At 69.8% G+C, this 21,944-nt stretch carries 15 protein-coding genes and 1 riboswitch; of the genes, 8 read left to right on the top strand and 7 right to left on the bottom strand.

All coding sequences use genetic code 11. From position 1 onward, the window contains the following. Positions 1–30 precede the first annotated feature (30 nt). The gene (locus ABZ348_RS05910) at positions 31–639 is read left to right on the top strand and encodes an SMI1/KNR4 family protein (protein WP_358929721.1); all 609 of its coding nucleotides are present in this window, start codon (positions 31–33) and stop codon (positions 637–639) included. A 472-nt stretch (positions 640–1,111) separates the two neighbouring features. On the opposite strand, the gene ABZ348_RS05905 is transcribed toward ABZ348_RS05910, so the two are convergent. After that, on the bottom strand, positions 1,112–1,408 hold the full coding sequence (locus tag ABZ348_RS05905; RefSeq protein ID WP_329022317.1) for a chorismate mutase: 297 nt from the start codon (positions 1,406–1,408) through the stop codon (positions 1,112–1,114). A 330-nt stretch (positions 1,409–1,738) separates the two neighbouring features. Here ABZ348_RS05905 and guaA point away from each other — a divergent pair, with 330 nt between their 5' ends. Continuing rightward, on the top strand, positions 1,739–3,325 hold the full coding sequence (gene guaA / locus ABZ348_RS05900) for a glutamine-hydrolyzing GMP synthase (protein WP_358929719.1): 1,587 nt from the start codon (positions 1,739–1,741) through the stop codon (positions 3,323–3,325). A gap of 222 nt (positions 3,326–3,547) precedes the next feature. Next, positions 3,548–4,060 (top strand): DoxX family protein, encoded by a 513-nt coding sequence (locus tag ABZ348_RS05895; protein ID WP_358929717.1) that lies wholly within the window; start codon positions 3,548–3,550, stop codon positions 4,058–4,060. Here the strand turns inward: ABZ348_RS05895 and ABZ348_RS05890 are convergent. Next, positions 3,964–4,374 carry a hypothetical protein gene (locus tag ABZ348_RS05890; protein ID WP_358929715.1) on the bottom strand — a complete coding sequence of 137 codons (411 nt, stop codon included), beginning with the start codon at positions 4,372–4,374 and terminating at the stop codon, positions 3,964–3,966. The two genes, ABZ348_RS05895 and ABZ348_RS05890, sit on opposite strands and share 97 nt — an antisense overlap. Further along, positions 4,361–5,764, bottom strand: coding sequence for a PspC domain-containing protein (locus tag ABZ348_RS05885; RefSeq protein WP_358929713.1), 1,404 nt, complete (start codon positions 5,762–5,764; stop codon positions 4,361–4,363). The genes ABZ348_RS05890 and ABZ348_RS05885 overlap by 14 nt, the downstream gene beginning before the upstream one ends. Before the next feature lie 257 nt (positions 5,765–6,021). On the opposite strand from ABZ348_RS05885, the gene ABZ348_RS05880 reads away from it, so the two are divergent. From ABZ348_RS05880 to ABZ348_RS05870, 3 genes are all read left to right on the top strand, one after another. Then, positions 6,022–7,329, top strand: a complete 1,308-nt coding sequence (locus ABZ348_RS05880; RefSeq protein ID WP_358929711.1) for a PspC domain-containing protein — start codon at positions 6,022–6,024, stop codon at positions 7,327–7,329. After that, entirely contained in the window at positions 7,326–8,021 is a 696-nt protein-coding gene (locus tag ABZ348_RS05875) for a response regulator transcription factor (RefSeq protein WP_358929709.1), read from the top strand. The genes ABZ348_RS05880 and ABZ348_RS05875 overlap by 4 nt, the downstream gene beginning before the upstream one ends. Before the next feature lie 292 nt (positions 8,022–8,313). Continuing rightward, positions 8,314–11,940 carry an ATP-dependent DNA helicase gene (locus tag ABZ348_RS05870; protein WP_358929707.1) on the top strand — a complete coding sequence of 1,209 codons (3,627 nt, stop codon included), beginning with the start codon at positions 8,314–8,316 and terminating at the stop codon, positions 11,938–11,940. Between the two features lie 31 nt (positions 11,941–11,971). Here the strand turns inward: ABZ348_RS05870 and ABZ348_RS05865 are convergent, their stop codons facing one another. After that, positions 11,972–13,021, bottom strand: a complete 1,050-nt coding sequence (locus ABZ348_RS05865; RefSeq protein ID WP_358929705.1) for an NlpC/P60 family protein — start codon at positions 13,019–13,021, stop codon at positions 11,972–11,974. Between the two features lie 256 nt (positions 13,022–13,277). On the opposite strand from ABZ348_RS05865, the gene ABZ348_RS05860 reads away from it, so the two are divergent. Then, positions 13,278–13,631 (top strand): hypothetical protein, encoded by a 354-nt coding sequence (locus tag ABZ348_RS05860; RefSeq protein WP_358929703.1) that lies wholly within the window; start codon positions 13,278–13,280, stop codon positions 13,629–13,631. Between the two features lie 222 nt (positions 13,632–13,853). Here the strand turns inward: ABZ348_RS05860 and ABZ348_RS05855 are convergent, their stop codons facing one another. Both ABZ348_RS05855 and ABZ348_RS05850 read right to left on the bottom strand, forming a co-directional pair. Beyond that, positions 13,854–14,894 (bottom strand): C40 family peptidase, encoded by a 1,041-nt coding sequence (locus ABZ348_RS05855; protein WP_358929701.1) that lies wholly within the window; start codon positions 14,892–14,894, stop codon positions 13,854–13,856. Positions 14,895–14,956: 62 nt separating this feature from the next. Then, positions 14,957–15,121, bottom strand: a riboswitch (cyclic di-AMP (ydaO/yuaA leader). Positions 15,122–15,445: 324 nt separating this feature from the next. Further along, positions 15,446–17,086, bottom strand: coding sequence for an ATP-binding cassette domain-containing protein (locus ABZ348_RS05850; protein ID WP_358929699.1), 1,641 nt, complete (start codon positions 17,084–17,086; stop codon positions 15,446–15,448). 346 nt (positions 17,087–17,432) lie between these two features. Here ABZ348_RS05850 and pcrA point away from each other — a divergent pair, with 346 nt between their 5' ends. Then, the gene (pcrA, locus tag ABZ348_RS05845) at positions 17,433–19,907 is read left to right on the top strand and encodes a DNA helicase PcrA (RefSeq protein ID WP_358929697.1); all 2,475 of its coding nucleotides are present in this window, start codon (positions 17,433–17,435) and stop codon (positions 19,905–19,907) included. 206 nt (positions 19,908–20,113) lie between these two features. On the opposite strand, the gene ABZ348_RS05840 is transcribed toward pcrA, so the two are convergent. After that, entirely contained in the window at positions 20,114–21,898 is a 1,785-nt protein-coding gene (locus ABZ348_RS05840; RefSeq protein WP_358929696.1) for a M23 family metallopeptidase, read from the bottom strand. Positions 21,899–21,944: the final 46 nt, after the last annotated feature.

Genomic DNA, 21,944 nt, shown 5'->3' with positions numbered 1-21,944 from the left:
GCAATTCGGACGAGTGAACAGGGTGACTGGATGAGCCGCGATTTACTCCAGCAGTTGATGGATCTCATGCCACCGCACGAGGGGGCTGGGGACGTCGTCGACTGGGGACTCGCAGAGGCCGAGTACGGAACGGCGTTTCCCCGGGACTACCGCGGCTTCGTCGAGCAGTACGGAGCTGGCACGATCAGCGAGGACGTGACCGTGTCGATTCCCCGGCCGAGGGGTGCACGAGCGGAACCGCTGACCTTGCAACGTCTCCCCGAGGACACCATCAGTGCTCCCTCCATGCAGGGCTGGCAAGACCCGGCGCAGCGTGCCTCGTACCGCTTGGAGGACATGCTGCTCTGGGGCCAGGCCGCAGGTGCCGATGCGCTGTGCTGGGTCACGACGGGCGACAGCCCTGATGACTGGCCCATCGCGGTGTGGAAGCGCCAGAGCGAGGGGTGGGCCGTCTACGAATGCGGCATCGTGGAATTCCTCCTGCGCGTACTGCGAGCGGAGTTCGACCGTTGCCCGCTCAGTGACCGGTCCGTCTGGGGAGATCCCACGCCCCGCTTCCTGAACTTCCGGGAGGAGGAGCGGCTCGTAGAGGCGGGGATCGACCCCTGGACAGGAGATCGGTTGCCCGACTTCACCTAGCGCTCGAACACAGCATGGGCCCCGCGGACACCGTCCGCGGGGCCCATGCCCGTCGGCGCCGGTGTCAGGGCGGCGGTGGTGCCGACGGGTGCGGCGCTGGGGGGTGCGCCGCGGGGGAGAGGTCTGTCGGGCGCCGCGGTGGGTGGCGCGGGGCGATGGGGACGCAGTGCGCAGTTGCTGCGACCGGATTGCGGTCGACCCCGAGCGTCCTCGGAGTCGACCGCTTGGGGTGACCGGGCATGCTGTCCCCTGCCGACCGGTCACATGCGCTGGTGCGAGGTCCCACGACGTGCCGTCGGCACGTCACACGCCCCAGCGGAGCCACGCGTGGTTTCCTTCCAGGCCCGCCCCTGGCTGACACGGACATGGGTTCCAACGAAGCCCGCTCGGCCTCGGTCACGCGCCGTACGGGTGAGAGCGGACCCGAACTCAGTTGCGCCCGACCACCTGGTCGGGCAGCGGGTCAGGCGTTTCAGACGCGGCCCCGGCAGAGCTCCAACAGCGTCATCGCCAGCGCCGTCCCGGGCTTGCCCAACGCCTCCCGGAAGTGGCCGAGCACCTCCATCTCACGTGACAGGTTCACCCGTCGCCCGCCCGAGGAGATCCGTGCGTCCTGGATCACCGCGGAAACGGCCATCCGTTCCTGTACGAGACCGATGATCCGGTCGTCGAGCGCGTCGATGCGCTCGCGTGCGTCGGTGATCAGCCCGGCCGCCTCCTCCGTGCGGGCACCGGTCTGTTCCGTGATCGTCTTCGCCGTCGTGGTCATCGTGCGGGGCTCCTCTGTCTCAAGGGGGCTGCCCCGGGGCGGCAATGGCCCGGGAATGACAGAACGCCCCGGGCCATGTCGGCCCGGGGCGCCTGGGAAGTCGTTTGTCACTGGCTCAAACAGCACGACCATGGCAGCCGGACGGGCCGGTGCCATAGGTAAAGACGAAGGTCAGCTGCTGAAGCATGGAAACAGTATGGACCGGTGACGCAGCGCAGCCAACGCCGGGTTCGGATGGTGAGACGGAGCGGGAAATTCCGCAGACCGGGGCGCCCCCGGACCCCGGTAGAATCGGGAGAACCGAAACCCAGTTCCGCCGGAAGGCCGCCAGTGTCATCAGCGTCTCCCGCTGCCGAGCCCGATGTCGTACTCGTAGTCGACTTCGGCGCGCAGTACGCCCAGCTCATCGCCCGCCGCGTCCGTGAGGCACGGGTCTTCAGCGAGATCGTCCCGTCGACGATGCCCGTCGCCGAGATGCTGGCCAAGAAGCCCAAGGCGATCATCCTCTCCGGCGGCCCGTCCTCCGTCTACGCCGAGCACGCCCCGCGGCTCGACCGGGCCATCTTCGAGGCCGGTGTCCCCGTCTTCGGCATGTGCTACGGATTCCAGCTGATGGCGACCGCCCTCGGCGGCACCGTCGACAACACCGGTGCGCGCGAGTACGGGCGCACTCCGCTGCACGTCAGCAAGCCCGGCTCCACCCTCTTCGAGGGCACGCCGTCCGAGCAGCCCGTGTGGATGTCCCACGGCGACGCCTGCTCCGCGGCGCCGGAGGGCTTCACCGTCACCGCATCGACCGATGTCGTACCGGTCGCGGCCTTCGAGAACGACGAGAAGAAGCTATACGGCGTCCAGTACCACCCGGAGGTCATGCACTCCACGCACGGGCAGCAGGTGCTGGAGCACTTCCTGTACCGCGGTGCGGGCATCGAACCGGTCTGGACGACCGGCAATGTCATCGAGGAGCAGATCGCCGTCATCCGCGAGCAGGTCGGCACCAAGCGCGCCATCTGCGGCCTCTCCGGCGGGGTGGACTCCGCGGTCGCGGCTGCGCTGGTGCAGAAGGCCATCGGATCCCAGCTGACCTGCGTCTACGTCGACCACGGGCTGATGCGCAAGGGCGAGACCGAGCAGGTCGAGAAGGACTTCGTCGCGGCCACCGGTGTATCGCTGAAGGTCGTCGACGCGCAGGAGCGCTTCTTGACCGCGCTCGCCGGAGTCTCCGACCCGGAGCAGAAGCGCAAGATCATCGGTCGGGAGTTCATCCGGGTCTTCGAGCAGGCCCAGGCCGAGATCGTCGCCGAGGGTGCGGCGGACGGCGAGGAAGTCGCCTTCCTGGTGCAGGGCACCCTCTACCCGGACGTCGTGGAGTCCGGTGGTGGCACGGGCACCGCCAACATCAAGTCGCACCACAATGTGGGCGGCCTCCCCGAGGACCTTGAGTTCGCGCTGGTCGAGCCGCTGCGCAAGCTGTTCAAGGACGAGGTCCGGATGGTCGGCCAGGAGCTCGGCCTTCCCGACGAGATCGTCCAGCGCCAGCCCTTCCCGGGCCCGGGCCTCGGGATCCGTATCGTCGGCGAGGTCACCCGCGAGCGCCTCGACCTGCTGCGCGAGGCGGACGCCATCGCCCGTGAGGAGCTGACGGCGGCCGGTCTCGACCGTGAGATCTGGCAGTGCCCGGTCGTGCTGCTCGCCGACGTCCGCAGTGTGGGCGTCCAGGGCGACGGGCGGACCTACGGCCATCCGATCGTGCTGCGGCCGGTGTCGTCGGAGGACGCGATGACCGCCGACTGGACCCGGATGCCGTACGACGTACTCGCGAAGATCTCCACCCGGATCACCAATGAGGTTGCCGATGTCAACCGTGTGGTGCTGGATGTGACCAGCAAGCCGCCGGGCACCATCGAATGGGAGTGATCCCCCACAGCTGAAGGCCGACGCCGTCACCCGTTCGTTGGGTGGCGGCGTTCGCCGTGTCGGTGTCGGTGTCGGTGTCGGTGTCGGTGTCGGTGGCGTGTTCGCGTGCGTAGGCGTCGATGTCCGGACCGGGGCGCCGCTGGGGAAATCGAACATCTGGTGAGCTTTTCCGCCCGGGTGTCCGTAGTGTCAAATGACGGGCCAACGGGAGGTCGGAGAGCCATGAGCACAAGCCATCGGTGGACAGCCGGGGACGGCACGACGCAGACCCGCCGGGAGCAGGTGGGTCGGTACGCCCTGCTGCCGCTGCGGATCTTCCTCGGAGTCACGTTCGTCTACGCCGGCATCGACAAGCTCACGGACAGCAGCTTCCTCCGCGACAGCGGCCCCGGATCCATCGGCGATCTGATGCGCAATGTCCGGGACACCTCCGCCGTGCCCTGGCTGGTCGACCTCGGGCTGAGGAACCCCGAGGGATTCGGCTACGCGCTGGCCTGGGGAGAGGTGGCCGTCGGCCTGGGCACGCTCGTCGGGCTGCTGGCCCGGCTCGCCGCCCTCGGCGGTGCCCTGATCTCGTTGAGCCTCTGGCTGACCGTGAGCTGGCAGACCGAGCCGTACTACTACGGCAACGACCTCGTCTATCTGATGGCCTGGTTGCCGCTGGTCCTGGCGGGGGCGTCCGTGCTCTCGCTGGACGCGGCCCTGGCAGTCCGGCGGCGGCGACGAAGCCCGTAGTGCACGAAGCCCGCCACACCGGCGAGGGACAGACCGCCCACGACCACCGGGAAGACGACGAACCAGGGGACGTGCCAGGCCCCGGACGCATCGCCCGCGTACAACAGGGTCAGTGCGAGAGCCGTGAGGCCCGCGAGCAGTCGGCCCGGTCTGAAGCCGTGCAGCATGTGTGCCGCCCCGGAGAAGCGGGGCGACCGGTGCGGCGGATTCCCATCGGCTCGAGCGTCGCGGGACGCGGTCACTCCGTCCGTGCCTTCCCGCTGCTCGATGTCCGGATCCTCGGTCTCCGGTCGTCCGGTGTCAGGACGCGGCACGGGTCACCTCCACCTGGCCGATGGCCACCTTGAGCCGGAGTTCGATTCCACCCGTGGGCGCGGCGCCCTTGGGGGCGGGCAAGCTCTGCCGCCGCTCCACGTCGGTGGAGATGTCGATGTCGTTCTTGGTGTCGTCCGGCAGGGATATCTGGCCGAAGTCCGCCGTCGCCCACACGGTGACCACGGCGTCCTTCGGTACGACCACCTTGAGCCGACCCGCGCCCACCTCTGCCGTCGTGGACACCGAACTCCCGGTCGGCACGGCCACGGCCGTGAGGTTCAGGGTCGCATCGCCCGAGCCCAGCTCATAGCGGGGCTGGATCGCGGAGACCGCCGTGGGCGCCCACTCCTTCTGCATCCAACGGGTGGTGATGTCCTTGGGGAGCGCAGCCGCCCCGGCGAGCAGCAGCGCGGTCAGGACCGTCATCATGACCGTACCGACTCCGGTGCGGCCGATCACCGAGCTGATGGCGATGCCCAGGCCGAAGACCCCCAGCGCACAGACCAGCCCGATCTGGAGACTGGTGCCCAGCGGGTGGCCGTCCCAGCTCAGCCGGGTGCCCAGGAAACCGGCGAACACCGCCAGCGCGAACACCGTGCCGCCGATGCGCCGCGGCCCCACCGGGCGGGACTTCGGGGGCGCGCCCTTGCCGGGGATGGCCCTCGCGGCCTCGGACAGCGCGCTCTCGGGCCCCCAGAGATAGCCGGAGGGGGACTGGCCCGTGGAGCCGTCCTTGACGATGGGGTCCCGCCACCACGACGGGGCCTCCCGTACGGGAGGGGCCTTCGTTTCGGGCGGTGCCTCGGCGACCGCCTGTGCGGTCGCCCGGTCGAGGTGCGCGGCCTCCTGGATCGTGCGACGGCGCTGCGACCACACGGCGGCGCCGGAGATGGTGAGGGTGAGCAGGGCGGCGAAGGCGAGGGTCCCGCCGCTGTTCAGCATGGTGAGGAAGAGCCCGCAGCCGAGGAGGGCGAGGAAGATGGCGGTCAGGGCCGGTCCGTCGACCCGGCCCGAGAGCAGTCGGCGGGCCTCGGTCTCGCCGTCCTCGTCCAGGGGGACCAGCAGCCAGGCGAACCCGTAGAGGATCAGCCCGATGCCGCCCGCCACCGCGAGCACGCCGATCACGATCCGGAAGATCACCGGGTCGATGTCGCAGTACCGGCCCAGGCCGCCGCAGACTCCGCCCAGGACCTTCTGCCGGGACGTGCGTCGCAACGGGCGCTGACCGGAATGGTCCGGCTGACCGGTCTGGTCATGCTGGCCGGGCTGACTGGTCGGGGGAGGGCCCGAGCGCGCGCCAGGCGCCGACCCGCCCGCGTCGCCGGGGCCCGCGTCCTGCGCGGACGCAGCGCCACTGCCGGCTCCCCGTGCAGCGGTCGGCCCGGTCATACGTGCACCACCCGGCACGGGAAGGCGATCGGCTCTGTCATGTGTCCATGGTGACGGGCGTTCGGTCGTGATGGCACCCGCACCGACCCTGGCCCTTCCCTGAGATCCGTCCCCCTTTCCCTGAGATTCCCTGAGGTTCCCTGAGATCCGCCCCGAGGCGGCGGCTGCTTGTACGGGTGGTGACCGGGTTCCTTCCCGGGGTGGTCTCAGGGTCGCCCCCGATACCGCGGCGCCCGCTCTCGTGTGACGATCGGTCCATGCCCGCCGCCACGCCACGATCCGCCGCCCCTCCGCGCGCCCCGGTGCCCGAGGAAGCACCGCCGCGCAAGCTCTACCGGAGCGCCGACGGCCGGTTCCTCGGCGGGGTCGCCCGGGGCCTGGCCGGTCATCTCGGTCTGCCGGTCGTCTGGGTCCGACTGGTCTTCCTCGGGCTGCTGATGACCGAGGGGCTCGGCATCCTGTTGTACGCGGTGTTCTGGGTCGTCGTGCCGCTCGGAGTGGGCGGCAAGGGTGCCCAGCCGCGTTCCCTCTTCGAGGTGGCGAACGACGGCAGACGCAGACTCCGCAAGCCCGACAAGGGCCAGCTGTTCGCGATGGTCGCCCTGTTCTTCGGCGCGTCGATCTTCATGAGCAACATCGACACCAGCAGCGGCACCAACCGTTACGTCTGGCCGACGGTGCTGATCGGCGCGGGTGTCGTCCTGGTGTGGCGGCAGGCGGACAACGCCCGGCGCGCCCGCTGGAGCGAGGCCAACACCCGCCGCCGCCGACTCTTCCAGCTCGGACGCGGCGTGGCCGGGGTGGCGCTGGTCGGCATGGGCTTCAGCGTCTTCGTCGTCGTCCGCGGTTCCGCCGCCCAACTTGGCAATGTGCTCACCGCCGCGATCGCCGTGCTGGCCGGGATCGCCCTGCTCGCCGGCCCGTGGCTGGTGCGGATGAGCCAGGACCTCTCGGAGGAGCGGACCATGCGCATCCGGGCCCAGGAGCGCGCCGAAGTCGCGGCGCACGTGCACGACTCCGTGCTCCACACCCTCACGCTGATCCAGCGCAACGCCGATGACGCCGGTGAGGTGCGTCGCCTCGCCCGCGCCCAGGAACGGGAGTTGCGGAACTGGCTCTACAAGCCGGAGGGCACCGGCAAGGACGAGGACGAGGAGCCCGACACCCTCGCGGACGCGGTGAAGAAGGCGGCGGCCGAGGTCGAGGACAAGCACGGTGTCCCGTTGGAGGTCGTGGTGGTCGGCGACTGCCCGCTCGATGACGGATTGAGCGCACAAATGCAGGCCGCGCGCGAGGCGATGGTGAACGCAGCCAAGTACGGTGGCGATGGCGGTGCCGTCCAGGTCTTCGCAGAAGTCGACGGACGCACGGTCTACGTCTCCGTACGGGACCGGGGGCCCGGGTTCGACCTGGACTCCGTACCGGACGACAGGATGGGCGTCAGGGAGTCGATCATCGGCCGTATGCAGCGTCACGGCGGTACGGCCCGACTCCGTCCGGCGCCCGGCGGAGGCACGGAGGTCGAATTGCAGATGGAACGGGCCATGGAGAGGGCGGAACAATGACCGAAGCGACGGCGCCGGGGGAGAGCGACGAGCGGCGGGTGCGGGTGGTGCTGGTCGATGACCACCGTATGTTCCGCACGGGTGTCCAGGCGGAGATCGGCCAGACCGAGCGCACGGGCGTCGAGGTGGTCGGCGAGGCCGCCGATGTGGACCAGGCGGTCACCGTGATCACGGCCACGCGGCCCGAGGTCGTCCTGTTGGACGTCCATCTGCCGGGCGGTGGTGGCGTCGAGGTGCTGCGGCGCTGCGCTTCCCTGATGGCGGCGGGCGAGGACCCCGTCCGCTTTCTGGCGCTCTCCGTTTCGGACGCCGCGGAGGACGTGATCGGGGTGATCCGGGGTGGTGCCCGCGGCTATGTCACCAAGACGATCACCGGTACCGATCTGGTGGAGTCGATCTTCCAGGTCCAGGAGGGGGACGCCGTCTTCTCCCCGCGGCTCGCGGGCTTCGTGCTCGATGCGTTCGCCTCCACCGACGCGCCCCCGGTCGACGAGGACCTGGACCGGCTCACCCAGCGCGAGCGCGAGGTCCTGCGGCTGATCGCCCGCGGCTATGCGTACAAGGAGATCGCCAAGCAACTGTTCATCTCGGTGAAGACCGTGGAGTCGCACGTCTCGGCGGTCCTGCGCAAGCTCCAGCTGTCGAACCGCCATGAGCTGACGCGCTGGGCGACGGCCCGACGCCTGGTGTGAGCCCGCCCAGAACTGATTCCCGCTCCCCCGATTCGCGCCGGCCCCATTCCCGCCGGCCCGATTACCGTCCCGGCCGTTCTCGACGGGCCGGCGCTTCTCGCTGAGCTGTTGCGCACCTGCGCACGGCTCGTGCGGGCGAGGACTCCCCCCGCGCCCGACAACATCGCGCGGAGCACCCCGTGATCCTCTTCCTGACTGTTCGTCACCGGCCGGTTTCTGATAGTTGTTTCCAAGGGGTACGGGCGCACTGCCCGTAGCGGCGGCCCGGGGTCGCCGCGGGGGAGGGATGCACATGGGCACCACCACGCGCGAAACCGTCATCGGCATCGAGCAGAAGGCCGTTGACCACGCGTACGACTGCTACGCCGCACGGTTGGCCGAGATGACCGGAACATCGGCCGCCACGGCATCGGCGAATCCCAAGGACGGCATCACCAACCGCATTGAAGCCGAGGCCCGCGCCGAGAAGTACGGCGGACTCGGCACCGAAGCGCTCGTCTTCGCACGCGTCGACGCGCCGGAGGACCCGGGCGGCGAGCCGCGGCCCTGGTACATCGGTCGCCGGGTCGTGTACGACGCCACGCGGGAGTTGGTGGTCCTCCCGTGGACCAGCCCGCTGGCGACCGCCTGGTCGAAGGCACGGCCCGAGAACCCGGGGGAAGTGGTTCTACGGCGGCAGTTGCGCTGTGTGGAGCGCATCGTCAAGGACTACCTCGACGAGATCGCGCTGACGAGGCCCACGGTGGTCGAGACCGTTCCGCCGCCGCGCCCGGCTGCTGACGATACGACCGCTGACGACACGGCCGCGACCGAGGCGGCCCCACCGAAGCAGCCCCCGAGCCAGACCGTGGACGGGGTGCGACCCGCACCGGAGACACCACAGGAGGGCGAACCCCGGCCCGTACGCACGCCCGGCGACATCGACCGCGTCCAGCGCCGCAAGCCGTTCCAACCCGACGACTTCCTGTTGCGCGAGCTCAGGCGCTCGCGCAGCGGCCGGATGCGGGACATCGTCGAGACCATCCGCCGCGACCAGTTGGACCTGGTCACCGGATCGCCCTCCGACATCCTCGTCGTCCAGGGCGGCCCGGGCACCGGAAAGTCCGCCGTCGGCCTCCACCGCGTGACCTGGCTTGTCAACAACGAGCACTTCAAGGCCCAGGACATCCTCGTCATCGGTCCCCACCAGGGATTCCTCGACTACGTCGGACAGGTCCTGCCCACGCTCGGCACGCGCGACGTCAACGCCGTACAACTGAGCCGACTGTGGGACGCGGATGTCCACGGCGGCGATGGGCCGCAGGCGCGGTCGGTGAAGTCGGACGACCGCATGGGCGCAGTCCTGCGGCGCCGCGTGGAGAACGACTACCGTCCGGCTGCCCTCGACGCCCTCACTGCCGCGCCCTCCTTCGAAGGCGACGAACCCGCCGTGGTGGTCATCGCCGGCAGCACGACCTTGCGCGTACCCCGTTCCGCTGTCATCGCCCTCCTCGACGAGGCCCGCAGCGGCGAAGGCCCCTACCGACAGCGCCGCGATCGTTTCCGCAGCCTGTTCGTGGACCGTCTGCTCCAGGAACTCGCCACCGTCGCCCCGCGTCGCGCCCAGGGCGGCACGATCCGCCGCGACCTCGAACGCAACCGCCGGGTCGAGAGGCTCGTCGAACGCATCTGGCCGTCACCGGGCGCCAGGGAGGCCCTGCGCAGCCTCTACGATTCGCCCGATCTGCTGCGCACCTGCGCCGACGGGATCCTCGAAGACGACGAGCGAGCCGCACTGCACCGCCCCCGGGCCGCCAGCGCCGACGCCGAAGCGTGGACCCTCGAAGACCACGTCTGCCTCGAAGAACTCCGATTCCTCATCGACGGGGAGATCCCCCGGCGCTACGGACACATCGTGGTCGACGAGGCCCAGGACCTCACCCCCATGCAGGCCCGCGCCCTGCGCCGGCGCTGCGCCGTCGGCGGTTCGATGACGGTACTCGGCGACCTCGCCCAGGCCACCGGCCCGCACACCCACACCAGTTGGGACCGCCTCGGCACGCTCCTGTCCGACCATGGTGACTGGCGGGTCGCCGAGTTGAACACGAGCTACCGGGTGCCGGCGGAGATCATGCAGTTCGTGGCACCCCTCGCCCGGGCGGTCGCCCCGGGGCTGCCGTACCCCCGGGCCGTGCGGGAGGTGGGAGACGACGCCGTACGAACCGTGCCGAGCGGACCGTGGAAGCTCCTGGACGACACCGCCGCCGAAGTGACCCGCCTGGTGGGCAGCAACGACGGCCACAGCCTGCGTTCCGTGGCGGTCATCGTCCCCGACGACTCGGAGTGGCTCGAAGAGATCACCCGCCGCCTCGACAGCGGCATCACGGGTGCGCCCCGCGAAGCGGTCTCCGTACTGGCCGCAGCCCAGGCCAAGGGCATGGAGTACGACCATGTCCTGGTCGTCGAGCCCGCGACCATCGCCGATCGCGGCCCGGCCGGCCTCCGCCAGCTCTACATCGCCCTCACCCGCAGCACACAGAGCCTGACCGTGCTGCACACCTCACCGCTTCCGGACGCCCTGACGAACTCGGGCGGCACACCGACCCCGACGGTCGGCGAACCGGGCTCCAGCGGACCGACATCGACCGCACAGGACCCCGGCGAAGCCGAGTCCGTCGAGCCGGATGACGCCCCGGAGATCGGGACCGACCTTCGGGTGCGGGTTCTCGGCCTCGGGCCGGGCGGCCGGTACAAGGTCAAGGCGCTCTCCCCCGACCTCGACCGGCCCCTCGTTCTGACGGTCCGCCACGGCTCCGCTCCGCCGCGCCCGGGAGAGGAGTTGGACTGCTGGGTCTTCGCCAACGAGACCAACCAGAGCGTCCTCACCACCGACCAGCGCGGCCGGCTGCCGATCACGCCCAAGATGGCGGCACGCTATGCGGCGGCACTCGGCGTACTCGATGAACTGACGAGCGGGGAACTGCCGAGCGGGGACGGAAGCGCTCCGCAGGACGCCCGCATTCGGCTGTCCGAACTCCAGGGCATGGCCAACCGCATCCTCCGCCGAGACCAGGCGGACTGGGTGGACGTGCGCAGCGTGCTCGGGTCCCCGGACAGGCACCGTCTCGGGCTGCTGCGTGACCTCGCTGCGGGAGCCAACCGTGCGCTCAAGGACGGCACGATGGACGCCGACGGCCTTCGGGGAGAGCTGGAGAGGTCCGGCTGGGGCGATGCTCTGGCCGATGCACGGGAGGCACTGCGCGCACGACTTGCCGAAGCCGCCGCAGCCCCGAACACACCGAACACGCTCAGCAACCCGAGCGATCCCAGCAACCCGAACACATCGGATGCACCGGCCACCGCCGAGCAGGAGCACCCTGAGAGCCCCTCGCACCGCGAGGGTCCCGAGAGCCCTGAGAACTCCGAAAACTCCGAGCATCCCGAGCATCCCGAGCAGAAGGAAAGCGAACCCGTGCCCACCGTCGACGACGCTCCGCCCTCCCGCGCCATGACGACCACCAAGGAGGGATTCCTGCGGGCGCTTGAGCAGGCGGCGAGCGCCGACCGCGGGTGCAAGAAGCACGAAGCGGTACGGCACGCGCTGAAGTCCGCCCTGCTGTGGGCGGACCTTCAGCCCACGGACTCCCCGATCGTCGACGTCAGTTGTGTCACGGAGGGAGGCACGTTCCTCTACGAGGCGCTGGGCGCCGGCCGTTCCAGCTATGCGGACCTCCGCTCGGGAGCCACCCGTCTGCTGGAGATCAACCACACCTTGCCCGAGCAGGCCGACGGCCTCTACCTCGTGCTGTGCGAACCGCCCGCGGAGGACTGGTCCGCCGACACCATTCGCGATGTCTTCGACGTCCACGTCCTCTGGCGCAGTCCTCAAGGGTGGGGCGGCCAGCACGCGGCGGCGGCCTTGAACTCTCCCGAGGTCTGACGTCCGCCCCGGAGCGCCGCATCGCTGGGTGTCACCCGGGGCGGGTGGCTCCTGCGAACGGCATCTCGTCGATCGGCGCGATGCGGACCGACGAGCCGGGCCGCGGCGCGTGGATCATCTTGCCGTCGCCGATGTAGAGCCCCACATGGCTGATCCCGGAGTAGAAGAAGACCAGATCGCCCGGGGCGAGCGCGGATCGCTGGATGCGGGTGCCGGAGTCGATCTGACCGTAGGTGGTGCGCGGCAGGCGGACGCCGGCGGTCTGCCAGGCGGCCCGGGTCAGCCCCGAGCAGTCGAAGGCATCGGGCCCGGTCGCACCCCAGACGTACGGTTTCCCGATGGCCCCGCGGGCGAAGGCGATCGCTCGGGCGGCGCGGTTCGTCGGGGTGCTCGCGGTCACGGGCGCGACGGTCGCCGCCCGTGGGGTTCCCGGAGCGGAATCCCGGTCGACGTGCAGCGAGCGCAGGGTGCCGAGGAGGCGTTGGGCGGCTGCCAGCTTGCCCTGCAGGGTCGCCTTGTGCCGCGCCTGCGCGTCCTCGTGGGTGCGGAGCGCCACGCTGCGGCGGCTCGCCTGCTTCCGTAGCGCCGCGACGTCCTTCGCCTGCTGTTCCGCGGACGCCACGGTCGCTGCCTGTCGGTCGCCGATGTGCGCGGCGAATGCGGCCCGCCGGAGGTACTCGTCCGGGTCCGAGGTGAAGGCGACCGCAAGACCGGGTGCGACGCCCCCGGTCCGGTGCTGCGCGGCGGCGATGGAGCCGAGGAGCCGGCGGGTGGTGTTGAGCCGCTCAACCTCGCGTACGGCCGCGTCCCGCAGCTGGTCGAGCGCCATGTGTTCCCGGGCCACTGCCTGCCGAGCCAGCTCCTGGCGCTCCGCCGCGGCCGTGGCCTCCCGCTGGAGACTGTCGACCTCGGCCCTGAGCTGTGCGGGGGTGGGTGCGGGGGCGGCCTGGCCGCTGCCCTGGAACGCGGTGGCGGTTGCGGTTCCGACGAGTGCGAGAACGCCGGCCGTGCGGACGGCTGAGCCGGTGAGCAGATGCTGCTGGGACTTTCGGGGCTTGCGGTGCTGATGATGCGCGGCCACGAGAGCGTCCACGTCCTTCCGTGAGGCCGGTCGGGGGGAACCGGAGGCGGGAGGTCGCCTGGGCCAGGACCGTATGCCCGAGATGACGGAAGAAGGGGGCCATGGGCTGAATGTGGTTGAAGCTGTCTGTCTCGCACCTATTTCTGGAGTGGTTCGCCCGATGGGTGTGACCCACTTCGTACCCCCATGACCGATACGGCGAATGAGGTACACCTGACCCGAGGGTGGTGATATGGGGAGGGTTAGGCTCCGCCCCATGGACGTACTCATCAATGTCTTCGTCGCGCTGCACATCATCGGTATCGCTTCTCTCCTGGGTGGATTCCTCACCCAGATGAAGTCGATATCTACTGGTACCGCACGTTTCACCCCGGCCATGCTGCACGGCGCGCTGACCATGCTGGTCACCGGCGTCGCACTGGTGGGCCTCAACCAGGCCGACGGCGAGACCGTGAACAACATCAAGATCGGCATCAAGATGGCGGTGCTGGTCGTGATCCTGGGGCTGGTGTACGTCAAGCGGGACGAGGAGACCGTCGAGAAGGGGCTGTTCGCCGCCGTCGGCGGACTGACGGTCGTGAATATCTTCATCGCCACCGTCTGGACCTGACGGCCCGCGGCACTCACGGCAGCGAGCCGCCCGCACCCCAGAAAGACCCGGTCTGCGAGGGCAGCCCTGCCGGAACGGGCCGCCCCGGTCCGCCCGACCGGGACGGGCCGACCCCTTCGGACCGGCCGGAACAGGCCGAACGGACCGGCCGGACCATGAGGTCGTGATCAACCGGAGCAGAACGATGGAAGCGGTCCGCGCGACGACGGACCCGCCGCGGCGTCAGGCCGGTCGGACGATCCCCCGGATCGGCATGGTGTAGATCGACTCCTCACGCACCTCCACGTGGTGGTCCACCCCCGGCTGCGGCGCGTGGATCATTCTGTCGCCGCCGACGGAGATGCCCACATGGCTGCTGTCGTCATAGAAGAAGACCAGATCACCGGGACGCAGTGCGCCCATGTCCACCTGCCGGCCGACATCTGCCTGCTCCCGGGCGGTACGGGGGAGGTCCACCCCCGCCGTTCTCCACGCGGCCCGGGTGAGCCCCGAACAGTCATAGGAACGCGGTCCCGTCGCACCCCGCACATAGGGCTTGCCCAACTGGGCCCGGGCGAAGGCGAGCACCCCGTCCGCAGGAGCCGCACCCCAGGCCGAGCCGGGGTGCTGCTGACGCTGCCGCTCCAGACGCTTCAGTTCCGCTTCCTCCGCGGCCCGGGCCATCGCCGTGTGTCTGGCCTCCTCCTGGGAGATGCGCCACGCCTCGGCGGCCATCTCCTGTTCGACGGCCGCGAACCGCGCTCTGGTCTCGGCGTCTCCCCGCCACAACAGGGAGCGCGCCTCGGCCAGCTTCGACTGCACCTGCTGCTTTCCCGTACGGAGGGCGCTCGGGGGGCGGGGGAGCGAGGTGGGCAGGCCGGTCGCGAACGGCGGTTCGGTGGGCCCGGTCGATGGGGCCGTCCCGTCGACGGTCGCGCCGCGCTGCCCCTCGTCCGGCCCCGCCGAGAGGTCTCTTCGGGTGCCGTCGGATACGGTCGCCGCCTCGCCGTGCTGCGCCCCTGCGGAACCCAGGGCTCTGCCCATCTGCCTGAGGCGCTCCGCGCGCCGGGCGTAGGCCGACCGCAACTCCTCGACCTCCCGGCGTTCTTCGGCTGCTGCCTGCTGTGCCGCTCCCCGGGGGCGGGTTTCCGAACCGGCCTTTCGGTAGAGGGCGTCGATCTTCTGCTGGACTTCCTCCACGGAGGGCGTCCGGTCATCCGCCGCCTGCGCGTCCTGCGCCGGGAGGAGCCCGACGGAAGCGATGGCTGCCGTGGTGAGCCCCACGGCCGTTGAGGGTTTTACGTTGCGACTTCGGGCCTTGCGATGCGACACCAAGGGCCGGCATCTCCTTCTTCCGTAGGTCGCCTACCGGGTTGGCTGGAGGGCTCGGGCGGACGGAAGCGCCCTACGGGCCTGCGCACGAACAGGCCCGATTCACCCCGGTGCTGCACGGTGGTTCCCCGGCTCCGGTCTCCCATGGGGGTGGAGACCGAATGCGGCGTGGCTGCCCGATCGGCGTGGATCGCCGCAGTGGTGCGGGCTGCCTGAGCCAGCACGCTAGCCAAACCGTGTGGCTGCTGTGAAGATTGGTGTTCGATTTGTCCGATACATTTTCGTGACCTTTTCATTCGGTGTGCCGTCGAGCTCGGATGATTACCTTTCGCATCCGTATCGGTTCCAGGAGTGACCGAACGTGGCCTTCTGCGGTATTTGTGCAGGCTGAAGCGTTCGATCGGGCGACCGAATCAGGCCAGGGCGCCCACAGCCGACGCCTATGGGCCGCGATCGGGATGCGCGACGGGCCGAGACGAGACGCGACGGGCCGGGACTGCTGTCTAACACCCCGGCTCCTCGACCAGCCCCTCGGTCAGCCCCTCACCGTCCAGGCTCCACCAGCGGGTGATGTCCAACTCCCCGAGGAACGCCCGGTCATGGCTGGCGACGATCAACGCGCCGCGATAGCCGGCCAACGCCTGGGTGAGCTGGGTGACGCTGGCGAGGTCGAGACTGTTCGTGGGTTCATCCAGCATCAACAACTGCGGAGCGGGGTCGGCCAGCAGGAGCGCAGCCAACGCGGCCCGAAGGCGTTCACCCCCGGAGAGCGTCCGCACCTGCTGCTCGGCCCGGGCGCCCCGGAAGAGAAAGCGGGCCAGCTGGGCCCGGATCGCGTTGTCGGTCGCGGTGGGCGCCAACCGGGCCACGTTCTGGGCGATCGTACGGTCGTCGTCGAGGACGTCCAGGCGCTGCGGCAGATGGCGCATCGGTACGTGCACGGACACCGGGTCCGCCGCATCCACCCCGACCGGGGTGAGCCCTCCGCCGATGGTGCGCAGCAGCGTCGTCTTGCCCGCGCCGTTCCCGCCGAGCAGGGCGATGCGTTGCGGCCCGTGCACGTCGACGGCATCGATCACCGCGCCCGTCCGCAGCCTCAGCCCCCGCAGGCTCAGGACGCTCCGCCCCGGGGGCACGGCCGTGGCGGGCAGGTCGAGCCGGATGGTCGAGTCCTCGCGCACCTGCGCCTCGGCCCGGTCCAATCGCTCCCGCGCCACAGTCAGCCGCTCCTCGTGGACGCCGCGCTCCTTGCCAGCCGCGACCTGGGCCGAACGCTTCTTGGCCTGCATGGTCGTCTTGTCCAGCCGGTTGTCCGCATACATCTTCTTCCCGTACCGGACACTGCGGGCCCGCCGCGTCTGGGCCCGGTCCAGCTCCCTCTTCTCCCGTGTCACCTGCGCCTCGGCGGCCTGGACCATACGGGTGGCGGCCTCCTGCTCGATGGCGATGGCGCTGCGGTAGGCGCTCAGGGCGCCCGTGAAGACCCGTACCTGCGAGCTCCGCAGCTCGGCGATCTGATCCACCCGTTCCAGCAGCTGCCGATCGTGGCTGACGACGATCACCGTGCCGGCGTGGCCGTCGAGGGCCGTCGACAGACGTCGACGGGCGGCCCGGTCGAGGTTGTTCGTCGGCTCGTCCAGCAGCAGCACCCGTGGACGGGCCAGCAGGAGCGCGGCCAGCGACAGCAGTACGGCCTCGCCGCCCGAGACCTCGCCCACCGTGCGATCGAGCCCGATGCGGCCGAGGCCGAGCTGGTCCAGGAGGGCCAGGGTTCGCTCCTCGACGTCCCAGTCGTCGCCGACGGCGTCGAACAGCTCCGGGCGGGCGTCACCGCCTTCGATGGCGTGCAGGGCGGCGCGCGTGCCCGCGATGCCGAGGACCTCGTCCACACGCCGTCCGGTGGCCAGCGTCAGATCCTGCGGGAGGTATCCGACCTCCCCTTCGACCCGGACAGTGCCGCTCGTGGGAGTGAGCAGACCGGCGATCAACCGGAGCAAGGTGGACTTGCCGCTGCCGTTGTCGCCGACCAGCCCGGTACGGCCGGTGCCCAGCGCACAGGACACCTCGGCGAGCACGGCGGTGCCCTCCGGCCAGGCGAACGACAGACGGGAACAGACGACGGAAGCGGGAAGGGGACGAGACATCAGCGGATCTCCACCATCGACGAGCCAATAGGGCTGCACAGGGAGATGCCGTGCACCGCGGACCACGGCACAGGGGGAGAACGCAGAGGGGAGATCGCCGGACGAGGGGAGCGTCGGCTCCCGGGCAGCTCGCTTCTGAGGTCGCGCTCGTGCACACCGGAAGTGCGGGGCACGGCATCTCGAACCTCAGCGACGCAACGGCCTCTCCTCACGGCGACAACAGATACGCGAGCGACGCTACACGGCCGCCAGGGCCCCGCCAACGCAATTCTTCGCCGCCCGTGACCCCCCGGATCGGCCGGTGCGGGCCCGGGTTGTCAGTGGGGCGGCCTAGACTCGGAGAGCGATGAGCAGCCTCTTTGACGAAGACTTCTTGGCGAACCTCCAGCACGCCGCGCAGGAGCCCCCGCCGCCCGAGGACCACGACGGCCATGAGGACCCCGAGGGCCACACCCGGGAGGAGATCCCCGACGATCTCTTCCAGGGTGCCTTCGACGTACCCCCCGCCCGGGACGCGTACCACCGGGACGGCGCGCCGCGCACCGTGGTGGACCCGGAGGCCCTCCTGGACGGGCTGAACGACCAGCAGCGAGCCGCCGTCGTGCACACGGGCTCCCCGCTGCTCATCGTCGCCGGTGCGGGTTCGGGCAAGACCCGGGTTCTGACGCACCGGATCGCGCATCTGCTGGGGAGCCGTTCCGTGCACCCCGGGCAGATACTGGCGATCACCTTCACCAACAAGGCCGCCGGCGAGATGAAGGAGCGCGTCGAGCAACTGGTCGGGCCGCGCGCCAACGCCATGTGGGTGTCCACCTTCCACAGCGCCTGCGTCCGCATCCTGCGCCGCGAATCCAAGAAGCTCGGTTTCACCTCGTCGTTCTCGATCTACGACGCGGCCGACTCCAAGCGGTTGATGGCCCTGGTCTGTCGCGATCTCGACCTCGATCCGAAGAAGTTCCCGCCGAAGTCGTTCAGCGCCAAGATCTCCAACCTGAAGAACGAGCTGATCGACGAGGAGACCTTCGCCGACCAGGCGGGTGACCAGTTCGAGAAGACGCTCGCCGAGGCGTACCGGATGTACCAGGCGCGGCTGCGCGAGGCCAACGCCCTGGACTTCGACGACATCATCATGACCACCGTGCATCTGCTCCAGGCGTTCCCGGATGTCGCCGAGCACTACCAGCGGCGGTTCCGGCACGTCCTCGTCGACGAGTACCAGGACACCAATCACGCCCAGTACACGCTCGTACGCGAGCTGGTGGGCCAGGGGTACGAGGACCTCCCGCCCGCCGAACTCTGCGTCGTGGGCGATGCGGACCAGTCCATCTACGCCTTCCGCGGGGCGACGATCCGCAACATCCTCCAGTTCGAGGAGGACTACCCGAACGCGACGACGATCCTGCTGGAGCAGAACTACCGCTCCACACAGACGATCCTTTCCGCAGCCAACGCCGTCATCGAGCGGAACGAGAGCCGTCGCCCCAAGAACCTGTGGACGAACGCCGGCGCGGGCGCCGAGATCACCGGTTACGTCGCCGACACCGAACACGACGAGGCCCAGTTCGTCGCCGACGAGATCGACCGCCTCACGGACGCCGGGGACGCCAAAGCGGGCGACGTCGCCATCTTCTACCGGACGAACGCCCAGTCCCGGGTCTTCGAGGAGATCTTCATCCGGGTGGGACTGCCGTACAAGGTCGTCGGCGGAGTGCGCTTCTACGAGCGCAAGGAAGTCCGGGACGTACTCGCGTACCTGCGGGTGCTGGCCAACCCCGAGGACAGCGTCCCGCTGCGCCGCATCCTCAACGTGCCCAAGCGCGGCATCGGCGATCGCGCCGAGGCCATGGTCGACGCCCTGTCCCTGCGCGAGAAGATCACTTTCCCGCAGGCGCTGCGAAGGGTGGACGAGGCGTACGGCATGGCGGCTCGCTCGGCCAACGCCGTCAAGCGGTTCAACGCACTGATGGAGACGCTGCGCACGATCGCCGACTCGGGCGCCGGGCCCGCGGTCGTGTTGGAAGCGGTGCTGGAGCAGACCGGCTATCTGGCCGAACTCCAGGCGTCGACCGATCCGCAGGACGAGACCCGCATCGAGAACCTCCAGGAACTCGCGGCCGTCGCGCTGGAGTTCGAGCAGGCCCGAACCGAGGACGAGGGCGCGGGCACCCTCGCCGAGTTCCTTGAGCAGGTCGCGCTGGTCGCCGACTCCGACCAGATCCCCGACGAGGACGAGGACGGCTCCGGGGTGATCACTCTGATGACCCTGCACACCGCCAAGGGCCTTGAATTCCCGGTGGTGTTCCTGACCGGCCTCGAAGACGGAGTCTTCCCGCATATGCGCGCCCTTGGCCAGACGAAGGAACTGGAAGAGGAGCGCAGGCTCGCGTACGTGGGCATCACCCGGGCGCGCGAGCGCCTCTACCTCACGCGCTCGACGATGCGCAGCGCCTGGGGGCAGCCCGCGTACAACCCGCCGTCGCGGTTCCTGGAGGAGATTCCGGGCCAGTACCTCCAGTGGAAGCGGACGGGGCCCATGGCTGCGCCCGCGGGCCCCGTGTCGGGCCTCGGGTCGCGGTTGTCCTCCGCGCCCGCGTCCCGCGGGCGGGCGGGTGCCTCCGGGTTCGCCACCCGCCGCGGCGGCGCCTCGGAGAAGCCGGTGATCTCGCTGTCGATCGGCGATCGGGTCACCCACGACCAGTTCGGCCTGGGCACGGTCACCGCGGTCACGGGCGCGGGTGCGGACGCCCAGGCGACGATCGACTTCGGGGACGAGAAGCCCAAGCGTCTGCTGCTGAGGTACGCGCCGGTCGAGAAGCTGTGAGGGAGCGGGCCCGGAAGGGCCCGTTCGCCGATGAGGCCGTCCGCGCGGGCCTTTGCGCTGCCTCGGCTGGCCGTGAGAGGGCCCGCTCGGCCGGGTTGATCACGGCAACGGACGGGTTCGTACGGATATGGATGGGAGGCCCGGACGTCATGGGTGGCTGCGCTCCCGCACCCAGGCGTCGGATGCGGGAGGAGCCGGGCGCGTTCTTAGACGGGGCTGAGTCCGTGGCTCTGGAGCCACGGCAAGGGGTTGATCGCCGCGCCGCCGCCGGGCCTGACCTCGAAGTGGAGGTGCGGTCCGGTCGACTTGCCGGAGTCGCCGGCGTATCCGATGACCTCTCCGGCCTTCACTGTCCCGGAGCGGATCTTGGCGCTGCTCAGATGGCAGTACCAGGTCTCGGTTCCATCGGGGGCGGTCAGGATGACCATGTTGCCGTAGGCGCTGTGGTACTTCGTGCGTACGGTTCCGTCCGTCGCGGCGAGGACCTCGGTGCCGTAACCCACGGGGAAGTCGATGCCGGTGTGCAGCGAGACCCAGTTGACGCCGGATTGGCCGTAGTAGGCGCTGATGCCGTTCTGCCGCACGGGCAGGGAGAACTTGGGGCGCAGGGCCTCGCGCCGCTTGGCCTCGTCCTCGCGCTTCTTCCGCTCGGCTTCCTGGCGCACCTTCAGATCGATGCGCTCTTGGGTGCGGGAGGCACGATCACCGAAGTCGCGTGCCTCCGCGTGGAGCGCGGCGAGTTGGGTGTCCATCTTGTTGTTGGCGGCAGCAGTCGTCGCGGCGGTGGAAGCCACGTCGGCGGCGGCGAGCTTGGTGGTGTCGTCCTTCTTGGCGTCGCCTCCGCTGAGGCCACCGACGGAGGCGGCGGCGATCCCGGCGACGCCCATCACACAGGCGGATGGAACGGCGACCGTGAGAAAAGCGGAACGCTTGGCCGGGGTGCGTCGACGCCCTCGGCCAGTGCTGCCGTGTGAACGGCGCACGGGACGGGGGGTCACCGGAGCGACGGGCGTGATCAGCCCCAACTCCTCATCGGACGACTGCTCCGCGTCCGTGTCGGCGCCGTCTTCTTCGGTGAAATCGGTCGTCTCACCAGCGCCGTGTGCGGGATCTGCCTCGATGTCGAACACGAAGGTGTGGTCGGTGTCGACGTCGTGATGGAGGCCGAGCTCTCCGGTGCCGTCGAGGTCTGGGGCCGGGGAGTGCTCCGACCCGCCCTCGTGCGCAGCGAAGGTGTACGAGCCGGTTTCGTACGAGGTGGTCTCGTACGCCCCGGTGTCGAAGGCGTCGACTTCCTGATGACCCGTTTCGTACCCGCCCGCCTCGTATGACCCCGCCTCATAGGACCCCGTCGCGTACGAGCCGGTGTCATAGGCGTCGGTGTCGTACGTGTCGGGCCCGTAGGTCTCGGTCTGGAACGCCTCGGATCCGTAGACGTCCGGCTGGAAGGACTCGGCGCTGAACTCCTGGGAGTGGTCCGCCACCGGTGCCGAAGACGCTTCGGCACCGAAATCACCGTGGTTGACGACGAAATCAGTTGCAGCGAACTCATGATCAGGTGTGAACTGTTGGGGTACGCCCGCTTCCGCGCCCACGTTCCACGCGGTGGCGTCGTACGCGCCACTATCGGTGCTCGTGACCGTCCACTGACCGGTCGATTCGGGTGTGAAGGTGGCCGCAGCCGTGTCGAACTGCCCGGTGTGACCGGTCTGGTTCCACGCTGTGGCGTCCCACTGCCCGGTCGTGTCGTACTGCCCGGTGGTGTCGACCTGGACGAACGGGTCGATCTGCTGCGGCTCTGCGTACGTTCCATAGCCGGCGCTCTGGTGCGAGCCCGTGTCCCAGGCACCGGAGTCATAGCCGCCGTGGGGGACCGAGTCGTACCCGGTCGGCGTGTGCGCGATGGCACCGAAGAGCGGATCGATGTCAAAGCTGCCGGTGGGGTTGTTGTCGTAGCCGACGTGCCCGGCGTGGGCGTGCTGGTCGTTCACCAACTTCTCTCTCGCCTCGGCAGCAGGAACTGGCTTCTGGGGCCAT

It is taken from the genome of Streptomyces sp. NPDC005963 (assembly GCF_040638655.1).
Taxonomy (GTDB): Bacteria; Actinomycetota; Actinomycetes; order Streptomycetales; family Streptomycetaceae; genus Streptomyces.
Note: the sequence above shows the minus strand (reverse complement) of the source record. Positions and strands in the feature narration are given on the sequence as shown.

Bases quoted from the DNA above. Each gene is read 5' to 3' on its own strand.
- ABZ348_RS05880 (WP_358929711.1), top strand. From the start codon at position 6,022: ATGCCCGCCGCCACGCCACGATCCGCCGCCCCTCCGCGCGCCCCGGTG.
- ABZ348_RS05875 (WP_358929709.1), top strand. From the start codon at position 7,326: ATGACCGAAGCGACGGCGCCGGGGGAGAGCGACGAGCGGCGGGTGCGG.
- ABZ348_RS05910 (WP_358929721.1), top strand. From the start codon at position 31: ATGAGCCGCGATTTACTCCAGCAGTTGATGGATCTCATGCCACCGCAC.
- ABZ348_RS05870 (WP_358929707.1), top strand. From the start codon at position 8,314: ATGGGCACCACCACGCGCGAAACCGTCATCGGCATCGAGCAGAAGGCC.
- ABZ348_RS05885 (WP_358929713.1), bottom strand. From the start codon at position 5,764: ATGACCGGGCCGACCGCTGCACGGGGAGCCGGCAGTGGCGCTGCGTCC.
- pcrA (WP_358929697.1), top strand. From the start codon at position 17,433: ATGAGCAGCCTCTTTGACGAAGACTTCTTGGCGAACCTCCAGCACGCC.
- ABZ348_RS05905 (WP_329022317.1), bottom strand. From the start codon at position 1,408: ATGACCACGACGGCGAAGACGATCACGGAACAGACCGGTGCCCGCACG.
- ABZ348_RS05895 (WP_358929717.1), top strand. From the start codon at position 3,548: ATGAGCACAAGCCATCGGTGGACAGCCGGGGACGGCACGACGCAGACC.
- ABZ348_RS05860 (WP_358929703.1), top strand. From the start codon at position 13,278: ATGGACGTACTCATCAATGTCTTCGTCGCGCTGCACATCATCGGTATC.
- ABZ348_RS05850 (WP_358929699.1), bottom strand. From the start codon at position 17,086: ATGTCTCGTCCCCTTCCCGCTTCCGTCGTCTGTTCCCGTCTGTCGTTC.